Annotated in this window: 10 protein-coding genes; 5 read left to right on the forward strand and 5 right to left on the reverse strand. The window is 34.2% G+C overall.

Going from position 1 to position 13,802, the window contains the following annotated elements:
• The first annotated feature begins 17 nt into the window (after nucleotides 1–17).
• From mreC to rodA, 4 genes are read left to right on the forward strand one after another with little or no spacing between them, the layout of a single operon-like run.
• Complete coding sequence (gene mreC, locus EV197_RS00735) at nucleotides 18–845, forward strand: rod shape-determining protein MreC (protein WP_130284819.1); 828 nt, start codon at nucleotides 18–20, stop codon at nucleotides 843–845.
• A complete protein-coding gene (gene mreD / locus EV197_RS00740) occupies nucleotides 835–1,341 on the forward strand; it encodes a rod shape-determining protein MreD (protein ID WP_130284820.1) in 507 nt (168 codons plus the stop codon). Before mreC ends, mreD begins: the two co-directional genes overlap by 11 nt.
• A complete protein-coding gene (mrdA, locus tag EV197_RS00745) occupies nucleotides 1,338–3,209 on the forward strand; it encodes a penicillin-binding protein 2 (RefSeq protein WP_130284821.1) in 1,872 nt (623 codons plus the stop codon). Before mreD ends, mrdA begins: the two co-directional genes overlap by 4 nt.
• The gene (gene rodA / locus EV197_RS00750) at nucleotides 3,210–4,466 is read left to right on the forward strand and encodes a rod shape-determining protein RodA (RefSeq protein WP_130284822.1); all 1,257 of its coding nucleotides are present in this window, start codon (nucleotides 3,210–3,212) and stop codon (nucleotides 4,464–4,466) included. It abuts the gene before it with no gap.
• 2 nt (nucleotides 4,467–4,468) lie between these two features.
• Here the strand turns inward: rodA and EV197_RS00755 are convergent, their stop codons facing one another.
• Entirely contained in the window at nucleotides 4,469–5,263 is a 795-nt protein-coding gene (locus EV197_RS00755) for a DNA/RNA non-specific endonuclease (RefSeq protein WP_130284823.1), read from the reverse strand.
• Between the two features lie 197 nt (nucleotides 5,264–5,460).
• Here EV197_RS00755 and EV197_RS00760 point away from each other — a divergent pair, with 197 nt between their 5' ends.
• Nucleotides 5,461–7,059, forward strand: coding sequence for a vitamin K epoxide reductase family protein (locus tag EV197_RS00760; protein ID WP_130284824.1), 1,599 nt, complete (start codon nucleotides 5,461–5,463; stop codon nucleotides 7,057–7,059).
• Nucleotides 7,060–7,150: 91 nt separating this feature from the next.
• Here EV197_RS00760 and EV197_RS00765 read toward each other — a convergent pair whose 3' ends face one another.
• The 4 genes from EV197_RS00765 to EV197_RS00780 form a co-directional block, all read right to left on the reverse strand.
• Entirely contained in the window at nucleotides 7,151–9,598 is a 2,448-nt protein-coding gene (locus tag EV197_RS00765; protein WP_130284825.1) for a TonB-dependent receptor plug domain-containing protein, read from the reverse strand.
• Between the two features lie 91 nt (nucleotides 9,599–9,689).
• On the reverse strand, nucleotides 9,690–10,169 hold the full coding sequence (locus tag EV197_RS00770; RefSeq protein ID WP_130284826.1) for a hypothetical protein: 480 nt from the start codon (nucleotides 10,167–10,169) through the stop codon (nucleotides 9,690–9,692).
• 218 nt (nucleotides 10,170–10,387) lie between these two features.
• Nucleotides 10,388–11,506, reverse strand: coding sequence for an ABC transporter permease (locus EV197_RS00775; RefSeq protein ID WP_130284827.1), 1,119 nt, complete (start codon nucleotides 11,504–11,506; stop codon nucleotides 10,388–10,390).
• 13 nt (nucleotides 11,507–11,519) lie between these two features.
• Nucleotides 11,520–13,658, reverse strand: coding sequence for a carboxy terminal-processing peptidase (locus EV197_RS00780; protein ID WP_130284828.1), 2,139 nt, complete (start codon nucleotides 13,656–13,658; stop codon nucleotides 11,520–11,522).
• Nucleotides 13,659–13,802 lie beyond the last annotated feature (144 nt).

The following is a 13,802-nucleotide window of genomic DNA, read 5'->3' on the forward strand; positions in this document are numbered from 1 at the left end:
AAAAATAATAAAAAAGAATGCAGCAGATCATTAACTTTTTAATTAGGAATAAAAATTCCCTATTATATCTGCTACTCCTATTTTTATCTCTATTCTTCACCGTTCAATCGCATACCTATCATAAAAGTAAGTTTATTACTTCTACCAATTTTTTTATTGGTGGACTATACAATTGGCAACAAGGAGTTACCCAATATTTTGATCTAAAATCCGAAAACGAAAAACTTCTAGAAGAAAATAAAAAATTAAGAAATAGAATTTCATCATTACAAGTCCAAGATTCTTTAACTTCGTACATTGATTCTACTTCATTTGCCACGCCTTATCTGTATATCAAAGCTAATGTATACCGAAATGACTACAGTAAATTGGATAATTATATCTTACTTAACAAAGGAAGTAAGGATAGTATTCAGCCAGATATGGGTGTCATCACTGATAAAGGGATTGTAGGTATCGTTGAATCCGTTTCTAATAATTACAGCAGCGTCATTTCTATCCTTAACAGCAATTCGAGCATCAATGCTGGACTCAAAAAATCCAATCAGTATGGCTCATTAGTGTGGAATGGAAAAAATCCCAATGTAGTACAATTAGAAACCGTACCACGACAGGCATTATTGAAAATAGGCGATACAATTATTACCAATGGAAGGTCTACCATTTTTCCGAAAGGAATTGGTATTGGAACCATTTTAGATTATAAATTAGATCGAAGTCAAAACTACTATACCATTGATGTAAAGTTATTTAATGATATGACTGACCTTGGTTATGTATATACGATTCAAAGTAATCGCAAGGAAGAAATACAAGAATTAGTAAAAACACAAAATGAACAATAGTACCACGTTACATATTGCCCGTTTTTTGCTTTTAGTAGTGGTTCAAATCACAGTATTGAATCAAATTAATTTTTTGGGATTTTTAAATCCTTACCTCTATATCATCTTTATTTTATTAGCCCCTATTAATATCAATAGAAGTCTTTTTTTGGTAGTAAGTTTTCTTTTAGGACTAATCATTGATATGTCTGGTGATTCAGGAGGAATCCATGCTGCAGCCTGTGTGACCATAGCGTATATACGTCCCGTCATTTTAAGGTCTTCATTTGGTTTGAGTTACGAATTCCAAACAGTTAAATTAGGTAATGTAAGTTTTGGTGAGCGTTTGGTGTACGTAACATTAATGGTTTTAATACATCACTTAATACTTTTTTCATTAGAAATTTTTAACTTCTCTCATATACTTTTAATTGCGAAAAAAACGTTATTTTCTAGTGTGTTTACATTAGTAGTAACCATGCTTGTATTGGTATTATTTAGAAGGAGAGATTCATGAGAAAGTTACTTTTATACCTTATCATATTATCAACTGGATTTATTTTTGTTTTTAGACTTTTTTATCTTCAGGTGTATGATACGTCTTATGCGACCTTATCTGAAGATAATGCGATCAAAGTGATTTATGATTATCCGCAACGTGGAGATATTTACGATCGTAACGGCAAGTTAATGGTCACCAATCAACCGTCTTATGATGTAATGGTGATCCCCAGGGAATTGAAACCCTTTGACACCATAGAGTTTTGTAAGCTATTAAATATTGAAAAACAAAAGCTCGTCAAAAACCTTAAAAAAGCTTGGGCGTATTCTCCAAGAGTTCCTTCGGTTATAATTCCACAACTTACCAAAAATGAATACGCCTATTTACAAGAAAAAATGAGAAAGTTTAATGGTTTCTTTATTCAAAAGCGATCATTGAGAAACTATCATACGGACAATGCTGCCAACGTACTTGGTTATATAGGCGAAGTGAATAATGCCCAAATAAAAAAAGACCCTTACTATTTATCCGGCGATTTAATAGGTATAGATGGTGTAGAGAAACAATACGAAAACATCCTTAGAGGTGAAAAAGGAGTAAAAAGAATTCAAAAAGACCGATTCAATAGAGACATTGGTCCTTATAAAGGGGGACGCTATGATACTTTACCAGTCAACGGAAAAGACTTAACAATTACCTTAGATGCTGAGCTGCAAGCCTATGGTCAAAAACTTATGGCGAATAAAAGAGGAGGTATTGTAGCAATTGAACCATCTACCGGTGAGATCTTAGCTTTAGTTACCGCTCCGACTTATAAGCCAGAGTTGCTTGTTGGTCGAAAACGTTCTCCAAATTTTACCAAACTGTATTATGATACTATTGCAAAACCTCTTTTTGATCGTGGATTACAAGGAGAATACCCTCCTGGATCTCCTTTTAAAACAATAAATGCATTAATCGGGTTGCAAGAAAATGTAGTTAATACCGAAGAACGAATTTATTGTCGATTAGGATATTATTACGGAAGCAAAGGTCAAAAACTAGGCTGCCACTCCCACCCTACTCCGCTAAATATGATTCCTGGCATTGCACATTCGTGTAACGCTTATTTTGCAACGGTTTATCGCAGAGCGATAGAAAAGTATGACACTCCGCAAGAAGGTATTGATAATTGGCGAAGACATGTTACCAGTTTTGGTCTTGGCAATTATCTCGGTAATGATTTACCGGTTGGTAAAAAAGGAAATATACCAGATGCCGAAGATTATAACAGAGCCTATGAATATCCAACCTATAAGTGGTATGCAACAGCAACTATTTCTAATGCCATCGGTCAAGGAGAAGTATTAGCAACTCCCATCCAATTAGCCAATATGACAGCGGCAATTGCTAATAAAGGGTTTTATTTTACTCCTCATATATTGAAAGCTATTGATGGACAACCAATAAAAGAAGAGCAGTTTACAATACCCAAGCAGACCACTATAGATCGAGAACATTTTGACCCTGTCATTGAGGGAATGCATCAGGTTTATGTAATGGGTACCGCCTCGCATCTTAAATCTCCGGGTATCAATATTTGTGGAAAAACCGGAACTGCAGAAAACTTCACCAAAATAGATGGAAAGAAAGTACAACTTACGGATCACTCTGTTTTTATTGCCTTTGCTCCCAAAGAAAACCCACAAATAGCGCTTTGCGTATTTGTTGAAAACGGTTATTATGGAGCACGTTATGCTGGTAGAATGGCAACTTTAATGATTGAAAAACATATCAAAGGAGAAATCACCAGAAAAGATTTAGAAAATTGGGTATTATCGCATAGTTTAGAAGAGGAGTATGCAAAGCCCCTTAGTGGAAAACCATTTAAAATAAATCAATAAATGCCAAAATCTACGCTAGCGTCCATAGACTGGTTAACTGTTTTACTTTTTTTGCTTCTCGTAGGTTTTGGATGGATGAATATCTACTCTGCATCTCTAGAGGAAAGTAATTCATTTTCGATTTTCGACTTTACACAGGTGTACTCTCGCCAGGCTTTATTTATCTTACTAAGCGTGGCATTAATTGTTATTACACAGGCTATAGAGGCAAAATTTTATGAACGATTTGCCGGGTTGATCTATATCATTTCTCTATTATCACTTTTAGGTTTATTTGTTTTTGGAAAAACTATATCCGGAGCAACATCCTGGTATAGTTTCGGTTCTTTCAGCCTTCAGCCCTCTGAGTTTGCTAAAGTCGCAACGTCTTTAGCTTTAGCGAAGTTTTTAAGCGAAATGCAGACTAATATCGGCCTATTAAAAGATCAGGCCAAAGCATTTTTAATTATTGCTTTACCTGCGCTATTCATCATACCTCAACCAGATCCAGGTAGTGCGTTGGTATATGCGGCATTTTTCTTTCCCTTATATAGAGAAGGACTAGCCGCCATTTACCTGATCATTCTTTTTGCAGCTGCATTCTTATTTATCGCTACCTTAATTTTCAACCCCATAATTGTTATAACCACCATAGCTATTGTTATGATAGTTATCTTATTCAAAAAAAGAAAGCAAAAGCCCAAAATTAGATATTATTTACTCTCTCTAATTTTTGTAGCTGGATTTTGTTATTCTGTGAATTATATCTTTAATAATGTCTTTGAACAACGACATCGTGATCGTTTTAATATAGTACTGGGCAAAGAAGTAGATACCAAAGGAATTGGATACAATACCAATCAGAGCGAAATAGCTATCGGTAGTGGCGGCTGGACAGGCAAAGGCTGGAAAGAAGGTACGCAGACTAAAGGTGGTTTTGTGCCTGAACAACATACTGATTACATTTTTAGTACGGTTGGAGAAGAATGGGGATTTCTGGGAGCTTCTTTAATTGTAATTCTCTTTATTCTTCTATTGCTGCGCATTTTACAACTAGCAGAACGACAAAAAACCATTTTTAGTCGCGTCTACGGGTATAGTGTTGCAGGTATATTATTCACGCATTTTGCCATAAATATAGGAATGGTAACAGGGCTTTTACCTACTATTGGAATACCATTACCTTTTTTTAGTTACGGAGGTTCTGGGTTATGGGGCTTTACCCTCTTATTATTTATTTTTATTAAACTTGATGCCAATCGTGTTAATGAATGGTAAGGTTATAAATTCCAAAAATCTAACGTAATCGTAGATTCTAATTTCTCCTGTTTTTTACTGTCTAACTGTTTAAAAAAATCAATCCCCGTATGTGCTTCTATTGCATCAATATTTGTGATGTATTGATTTAAATCGTTTCCAAAATTTTCTTGTGGAATTAAAAATGCTATCGCTTTGTAATCTTGCTTTGGGTAAAAGATAATTTTAAAAAAATAGTGTGGCACCGAAACCCTTTCATACCCAATGCGATCTAAATCTGGCGAGAGTACCCCACCTGTGATAATAAGCAACGAATCTTTCTGCATGGCTAACTTTCGTACCTGATGTTCTAGCTGATTCCATATACCGCCATTAAATTGTGCAGATTGTGGAGTAATATTAGAGGTGTAAAATGTATCCTCATAAGCCTCTTTATCAAATTTCATATCCCCTGCCGGGCACAGATGCCCTCTTTGATAACCTGAATTCTTATAATTTCGCCAATCGGCAGAACCTGACATCACAAAAGGATCCCTTTCAAAATAAGGTCTTTTTCTAGAGGAATCAGTAAGCTTATTTTTTGCTAAATAATACATAACCCACTCCGCTTGTTCGTGTTCTTCTCTGTAAGAAAATGAAAAATGACGCCGATGTATGACTACATCACGAGTGGAACTCGGTAAATACGTCATAAAATTTTCTTTTAATACTGCAGTATCGGTTTGTGTATAATTGTAAAAATCAATTGCCTTTTCTGCATAGTAAAATATAATGACCGACAAGATCATAAGTACAGTATAGATAACTTTTTGTTTCATTGCTACAATTACAAATTATGGTTTACCCCTTTTAATTTGAAGCCAATACCTTATTGGTTATTTTAGCTAAAATAGTATTTTTAGCCTGCTAACATTGAGGCAGTGATAGTCAAATACTAAACGATCCTTAAGGATAAAAGTATGCATTTGCTTCAATACACACACAAATTAAATAATTACTTTAAAAGGCGCTTTACATGAAGGACAATATTGAAAAAATCATTCACTCCACTTTATTAAAAAATAACATAAAAGAGTATCCCAAAAAAGATTTAGGGCTTCAATTAGAAATACACCCTAACTTTCCAAGTTTTCAATCCATAACAGATACCTTAGATTATTTTAATATTGACAATATCGCTGTAGAGGTGCCAAAAGAGGCATTAGCGCAGCTACCTGAGCACTTTATATCTCTAGTAAGAAACGGGGACTATGAAGAAATTGCCGCTATAACGAAGAAAAATGGCGTTATTGAAGTAGCTCATTCTGATCTAAAGCAAAAAAAATTCAGTTTTGAAGAATTTACTGCTATTTGGGAACCAAAGGTGATCGCAGTAGAAAAAAATGAAAACGCTACGCAGTTGAAATTTTCTAAAGCACCCTTGCAATTGGTATTTGCTATTGTTACAGTCCTAGGCATTGGATACTTATTACTACAAAAGAGTTGGTCCATAGAAAATTTACTTTTCTTTCTAATTGCTGCTGGTGGAACTATACTAAGTGTTTTTGCAGTACGAGAAAGCTTAGGATTTCAATCTCAGAAGCTACATCAATTTTGTACCTCAGTTGGCAAATCGGATTGTAGCGAGGTGATCAATAGTGACAGAGGTAAGATTTTTAAAGACGTATCCCTTGCTGATAGTGGTATTTTGTTTTTTGGGTCATTAGTTGCCTTTATCACACTGTATTCTTTTACAGATAGTATTATAGTACCTGTATTGGCAGGCGTTCCTATCGTACTATATTCTTTGTATTCTCAAGCTTTTGTTCTAAAAAAGTGGTGTGCTGTATGTATCGGTATGGCAACGCTATTTATTGCATTGGCAGGTTTATCTTATACATATTTTCCATTAAACATCAAGATAAATGAATTAATAACCTTTGCTTTCTTATTCTCAGTGCTTGCTATCACCTATTTTTTTATAAAAAATAAAATAGTAGCTACGAAAGAACTTAAGTCAAATAATGTAAAACTCAACCAATTTAAAAGAGACGAACAACTATTTAACCACTTACTAAGTCTATCAGAGACTATAAAAGATACGCAAACTTTTGAGCACGAAATCATATTGGGTAACCCTAATGCTGGGTTTAAGTTAATAAGTTCTACCAATCCAATGTGTGGGTTTTGTAAAGATGCTTTTGAGGCGTATAGACGTGTATATCGCACTTTATCTGATAACTTGCAAATTGTAATACGTTTAAAAGTTAATGCTGATGATTTGGAGAACAATGCTACGATAATAAGCCTTATCTTATTAGAAATATATAATAGTCAAGGACAGGAAGCCTTTATCGAAGCCTATACAGCTTGGTTTGAAGATCGAACTTTTGCAAACTGGATTAAAAAATACGATACTGTTGCTTATAAAAACTCTCCATATATTGAAGTGTTAAAAAAACAATCCAAATGGGCTGAAGATAACCATTTAATGTACACCCCTGCAACGGTAATTAATGGTTCTTTATATCCAAAGAAGTATAGTTATGATGAATTTTTCCATTTTGTAAATATTATGGTAGAAGATTATCAGGAAAAATTCAACCAGGCACCTATGGTTGCAGAAGCGCAATAGAAAATTATAAGACTTCATTTCGTATATGCTAAAAACTAAAAAGGCTGTCTAAATTGAACTTAGACAGCCTTTTTTATTTACTAATAGGTAATTACAATGTCATACTTGCCACTGATGTATATTCATTTATGGCATTAAGATCTAAAATTTTAATTTCCTTAGTTTCATTCGGCATACCATAATTAGTATAAATAGTACACTTTATTAAACTTGGTATTGAAGAGCCTGTATTCGTTTCGCGCACCGCGTTTAAATTTTTTAGATTAATTAACCAACTTCCCTTTTTGGCATTTTCAATGTAGAACTCCTTAGTCTGATAACCTTCTTTTTCAGAATTAATAGAGGTCTCAGGATTAGAAGTTGAAGAATAAGCCCATTTAAAGTATTTGTCTTCTGGATTCACAAATTGCACTTCAAATTGATTTAAAGGATTATTCCATTCTATCAATATTCTACTATCGAGATCCATGGCTTTACTATAGTAAGAAAGATGCAGATCCCTATAATCAACATTAACTTTTTGTACAGTAACCAAATGTTTCATCTCGGTAACTGCAATCTCGTGCACATCTTTACTAAAAACAACTCCAGGAATTTTATTATCCAAGATCAACTTATACAATGAAAAAGCCTTTTTATAATGTTTATTAGCAAAATAACTCTGCGCCAAATCAACATACGTCTGTGCTCTTGTTGGTTCTAATTGCCCTATACGGTTATATAGTTTAAGTGATTTATCATTTAATTGGTCCCTTTCATAGATAAAAGCTAATGCTCTAAGTCCTTTAGGATTATTCCACATAACGCTTTCTGCTGTATGTAAAACTTGAACAGCGTAGTCCTTATCTCTGGCATCAAAAAAATCATAGGCACTCAAGAAAAAATTAAGGTTATCATAATTCTTATCTATATTCATCGCATAAATTGCTCTTGCTTCTTCCAGGGTTTGATCCGCCTTAAATGGATAACTTTTGAATGTAAAGTCATAATCATATTGCTGAGCGGTGTCCTCATAAACGTTTCCTTTTACAATAAGGTTATTTTTTACCTTATTTCGTTTGGCAAATTCCCAATTACGTTTTGCATTTATCGTTGTTACATATATGATTCCATTTCGTCCATAACTACCATACATCACATTACCAGCAGCACTTGGCACAACAGTAATACTCTCAATGATATCAGGATTAATAAAATTCGTATCTCCTGTAAAGACTACTCCATCAAGCACTACCGTTCTAAAATTAGATAACGTAATGCTTGAAGACCCTCGAACTGTAGGAAACCTTCCTCTAATTAATTGACCAAGTGTAACTGCAAATTTATTCAGTTCATTTCTTCTTCTATGAATTGCTCTAAACCCTAATGTTTCTGGATGCCGAGGACCAAATAAAGTCATCACCATTCTTTCATCACTTGGATCTTTTGTTTCGTCAGCTTGGAGAATTACTTCCTCTAAAATATCATACTTTGGCTCAAGCTTCACCTTTAGGTCTTCTGATTTTACTATAACGGTTTTAGTATGGTTTACTATGGAATTAAATTCGATTATATCTCCTAGTTCCGCTTGTACCACAAAAGAGCCATCTGCTCTGGTGTGGGTGTATCCCTTTTTACCTTTGACGTGTACTTCAACTCCTTGTACCGGTTTACCCAAAGAACTGACTTCACCTCTTACCATTGGTTCGCTGGTTTTTACTTCAGCATCCATGCTTTCCGCTGATCTTAATACATCAAGCTGTATTGCTAACGGTTGAAATGGTACTTCACTCCAGTCGTCTTGACTTGCATATTTTATAAAAGAAGTTCCGATTTGATCTGAAACAGCCAACACCACTTGTTTATTCCCATCAATAAATTCAATACCTACCACAAAATCCTGAGCAAAACTAATATCATTCGATGCTAAATCAATTACTTGTTCTTCTCTTGAAGGATCTGTTGTATACATAATTGACTCCGCTATTTTATCTTCAGGTAATCCCATGGAATTAATTCCATAAAAATTAAGTCTAAGCTTAACCTTCTCTTTTGATTTACTCAGCTCAAAAAATCGAAGTTTGTTCACTTTTATTTCTCCTTCATTGATCTTAACCAACGAAGCAACTTCGTATCCCTTTTTTACTTCTACATTAATGGTAGTAGCAAATTTGCCTCTTTGGTGACCTAAGGTATGTGCTTGAAAATTATCCGCTGTACTTAGTTCTTTTCCTTCAGCATTTCTCGGTGTTAAATACAATACTTTGGTTTTTTCAAAAACCTTTTCCAAATCCTTTCTTGGAAGTCTTAATGGGTAATATCCATCTGCTGTGATCTGTAATATATCTGAATCCTCAATTCTTTTTTCAAAAAAACTGAGTTCAAAAAATCCGGTTTCATTAGTTACCGTTCCTAATCCTCTATTTTCAAATCCTACATTAGCATAGCTAATTGGCTGCCTGGTTATTCGATCCACTGCGATCGAACTTAAATTAACTATTGTCTGGGCTGGTAAACTAACAACCCATAGTAATAAAATTATTATAATTGATTTTTTCATCTTCTAAATTTATAAGTTAGTATAATCGATTGAGCAATAATAGCCTTGGGTTTTAAGGCTATAATTATTTTCGCTTCTATTAAAATGACTACTAACCTATCCTAGGGACCTTATCTGTTGGTTTAATATAAATTTTATTAAAATTTGCTAAATCCCAATGTTTATGAAGTTTATTTTGTGGTGCAATATCTAAGCTTATATAAAATTGATAGGGTTCCTTTTCAGGCTCTTCTTCATCCTTTTCTATGGAATGTAAGAAAATAGGGGATTCATTCGAAAATCCAGTAAATAGATTACTGCTAGTTTGCTTGTCATTAACGTGATTTAGAAATGAAAAAAAATGTTGACAAGATCCGTTACGCTTTTTTATTCTATTCTTCAGAAAAATGAAAACGGTATTAGTTCTGGATTCTGGTAACAATACCATTCCCCAATGAACAGAAACAAAAGATAGATACAATACATCCTGGTGAAATCCCTCTTCCTTAGTACTTAATGTCGATGCGTTATCTGTATGTGCAATAGCACTACATGAAAATAAAAACATTATTGCTAAAAGTAAGTTTTTCATATCCCCAGGTTAATCTTTCTAGAACCAGGAATCACCAAAAGTATTTGCATTCAATAGGTGTATTAACTTTGGTGATCTCCTAAATGATCTATAAAATAAGCAACAATAATAATACCAAAAAAATTAGCACTTCATAGAACCATTCTTAAAGATAAGACTTAACTTTTTTATTTTAAGAGGATTAGGTTGTTAATTTAATCAAAAAAATGCCTATTTGATTAGCTTTTTACATCAAGGGCATCTCTTAATGCATTACCAATAAGCATAAAAGCAAGAACTAAACTCATTATAGCCAGGCCTGGAATTATAGCCAGATAGGCTTTGCCTAAAACAATATATGCATAATGATCCTTTATCATGGCGCCCCAACTGGGTGTTGGAGGCTGAGCACCGATACCTAGAAAGCTCAATCCACTTTCTATTAATATTGCAGCCGCAAAATTAGCCGCGGAGATAACAATTACAGGAGCTAAACTGTTGGGTAATACGTGCCTGGTAAGAATTCTAAAATGGGAATATCCTAAAGCCTTAGCTGCTGTAACATATTGTTGCTCCTTTATCCCCAGTACCTGGCCTCTAACAACTCTAGCAACCTCTACCCACATGGTTAATCCTACTGCAACAAAAACTTGCCAAAACCCTTTATTTAGCGCTACCGTAATTGCGATAACCATCAACAAGGTAGGTATAGACCAAGTTACATTTATCAGCCACATGATGATTTTATCAGCTAAGCCCCCAAAATAACCTGCAATAGCTCCAAGGGAAATTCCTAAAAGTAAAGATATCAAAACAGCAATAAAACCGATAGAAATTGAGACTCGAATACCAACTAGCATTCTACTTAATAAATCCCTACCGTATTTATCGGTACCTAACATAAAATGGCGATCATCGATATAGTTGTTTTCAATCTCCTTTTTAGATATATCACCATAAACAGCCAAATTAATTTTTCGAGATAGTTCTGGCAATTCACCTTCTGTATAGGGAGTAATAACAATGTCAGAATCCGTAAATTGATAAGTTGCAATGGGTATTTCTGTAGCAGTATTTTTAACACCAAAGAATAACTGCTGCCACCAAGATTGCTCTTGAACAATCGTAGTGGAAGGAACGGTTAGCATTTTAACCTCAAAACCAGGAGCTTTAGAATGAATAGAAATATGCATCTGATTTGCATTCTGAGAGTTATCTGGAGCTATCAGATAAGCAAAAATCCCTACTAAACAACTTATACTAATAAACCAAAAACTTAAAACGCCCCAGAGATTTTTTTTAAATCTCCGGAGCGCTTGATTTGTTAAAGAATTGGATTTCAATTCATAATGCTCCATTCAACTATTCAATCTAGTTTTTTACTGATAAGGAACTTTTCGTTCTTTTTTTAATATTATTGATTTTCAAATCTTCAAGAACACTCAAGGCCTCTTCTACGTACACATCCTTACTTAGCTCTTGGTGCCATCTATTACGTTTTTCTTGTAAAACGGAATCCTTAACCATCATAGATTTTTCATAAGGTAAAGACTCAAAGGTTAAATCTGTAGTATAATCTTCGATGGCATCAAAACGCTTGGCTTGCTGCTCATTTTGCATTATACTCTTTTTATATTTATCATAATTCAAAGAAAAGATATCTATCTGACGTTTTTCTCTAACCCATTTAGCATTTTCTTCAATTAATTTTAATTGCTCATTAGTTGACATTCTGGTGTTACTATTAGAGATGGTTTGATCAAAATCAATATAACCATCCCAAGGTGTGTAATCCGCAGCTGCGATTTTATCCCAAGGTAATGGATTCTCTTGATCCTTTTCTCCAATATCAATATAGCTATAACGATCCGGAACTACTACATCACTCTTCACACCTTCTAACTGGGTAGAACCGCCATTTACTCTATAAAACTTTTGAGTGGTTAGTTTCAGTGCTCCTAAGTCTCCAAAATCATTACTTCGCATCCAACGGTTTAGGTCCATTACATTTTGCACTGTTCCTTTACCATAAGTTTGCTTGCTACCTATAATGATAGCACGTTTGTAGTCCTGCATAGCAGCTGCTAAAATTTCTGAAGCGGAAGCAGATAATTCGTTTACCAAAATTACCAATGGTCCGTCCCACAGAATATTACGATCTCTATCGCTTAGCACTTCAGCAGACTCACCTTTAGTTTTCACCTGTACGATTGGGCCTTTTTCAATAAAAAGACCAGCTATATCTACTACAGTTTGTAAAGAACCACCGCCATTATCTCGGAGATCAATTACTAACCCTTGCATATCCTGCTCTTTTAAGCGAATAATTTCTTGCTTTACATCTTTTGCTGCATTTCTCTGATTGTAGTCTTGCATATTAAAGTAAAACTTAGGTAAATTGATAAACCCATAGTTTTTACCATTTTTCTTAACTAAAGAAGATTTAGCATAAGTTTCTTCTAATTCTACTACGTCTCTTACTATCTCAATATTTTCAATAGTACCATCAACCTTTTTTACAGTAAGCGTAACTTTGGTTCCTTTTGGACCTTTGATTAAGCTAACTGCATCATCCAGTCGCATACCCACAATACTTACAGGCTCATTTTCGTCCTCTTGCTTAACTTTCATTATTAAGTCCCCTACTTCAACCTTATTTCCTCTCCAAGCAGGACCTCCTGAGATGATTTCAACAATCTTTACATTGTCGTTTTTCTTTTGTAGTCTAGCTCCTATACCTTCTAGCTTGCCTGACATCGCGATATCAAATCTATCTTTGTCTTGTGGTGCAAAATAATAGGTGTGTGGATCAAACTCTTCAACAATTGAATTAATGTATATGGAGAACCAATCTTTTCTCTCTAGATCATCAGCAAATTCAAAATATTCCTTTAGTGAGGTTTTTGTTAAGCCTCTTGCTTCTTTTTCTATTTCTTCTACGCTCTTAGCTTTATAATTTTCATTAGCAGCAATAGAGTCTGCTTGCTCTTCCATCTTATCATAGTAGCTCGATAAGGCATTGAATTTAAGCTGTAATCTCCAACGATCTGTCATCTCTTCTTTGTCTTTTGCATATGGAAGAGACTCATAATCTGTATTAATTACTTCATCTTTATCAAAATCAAAAGGCTGCTCTAATATCTCTTGGTATAAAGATTTAGCCTCAGTCATTCTTTTCTGTAATCTTTGGTACGTTAAATTGAAAAAGGTAATATCCTTTTCTCGTATTTGATCATCGATCTCTTTTTTATATTTCTCAAATTCAGCGATATCGCTTGCATAAAAATATCTTTTTAGAGGATCTAATGCATCAATATAATCATCATAAACTTCCTTGGAAAAATTGTCATTAATTTCTTTTGCATCGTAATGACCTTTACTCAGCACATAGCTGATCAGATCAATAAGTAGTTTATCCTTATCGGGGTCGTTTTCAACGTTAGTTGTAAAACTACATGAAGCAGCCGAAACAATCACGGTAAGCATCAAAACCAAAAAACTCTTTTTCATACGCTTAATAAATTTAGGGATTCAGGCAAAATACATTAAAAATCGTGCCAATAAGAGGTAATAATACTAAATTTTTCTTAAAAGAACTAATATTAACAATCAGACTATTGAGGCCAGTCTAAACTTTAACGAAATGGTCTTAAA

Source organism: Aquimarina brevivitae, from assembly GCF_004216895.1.
Taxonomy (GTDB): domain Bacteria; phylum Bacteroidota; class Bacteroidia; order Flavobacteriales; family Flavobacteriaceae; genus Aquimarina; species Aquimarina brevivitae.

Excerpts from the sequence above, each read along its gene's own strand:
- mreC (WP_130284819.1), top strand. The coding sequence starts at position 18 with ATGCAGCAGATCATTAACTTTTTAATTAGGAATAAAAATTCCCTATTA.
- mreD (WP_130284820.1), top strand. The coding sequence starts at position 835 with ATGAACAATAGTACCACGTTACATATTGCCCGTTTTTTGCTTTTAGTA.
- mrdA (WP_130284821.1), top strand. The coding sequence starts at position 1,338 with ATGAGAAAGTTACTTTTATACCTTATCATATTATCAACTGGATTTATT.
- rodA (WP_130284822.1), top strand. The coding sequence starts at position 3,210 with ATGCCAAAATCTACGCTAGCGTCCATAGACTGGTTAACTGTTTTACTT.
- EV197_RS00755 (WP_130284823.1), bottom strand. The coding sequence starts at position 5,263 with ATGAAACAAAAAGTTATCTATACTGTACTTATGATCTTGTCGGTCATT.
- EV197_RS00760 (WP_130284824.1), top strand. The coding sequence starts at position 5,461 with ATGAAGGACAATATTGAAAAAATCATTCACTCCACTTTATTAAAAAAT.
- EV197_RS00765 (WP_130284825.1), bottom strand. The coding sequence starts at position 9,598 with ATGAAAAAATCAATTATAATAATTTTATTACTATGGGTTGTTAGTTTA.
- EV197_RS00770 (WP_130284826.1), bottom strand. The coding sequence starts at position 10,169 with ATGAAAAACTTACTTTTAGCAATAATGTTTTTATTTTCATGTAGTGCT.
- EV197_RS00775 (WP_130284827.1), bottom strand. The coding sequence starts at position 11,506 with ATGGAGCATTATGAATTGAAATCCAATTCTTTAACAAATCAAGCGCTC.
- EV197_RS00780 (WP_130284828.1), bottom strand. The coding sequence starts at position 13,658 with ATGAAAAAGAGTTTTTTGGTTTTGATGCTTACCGTGATTGTTTCGGCT.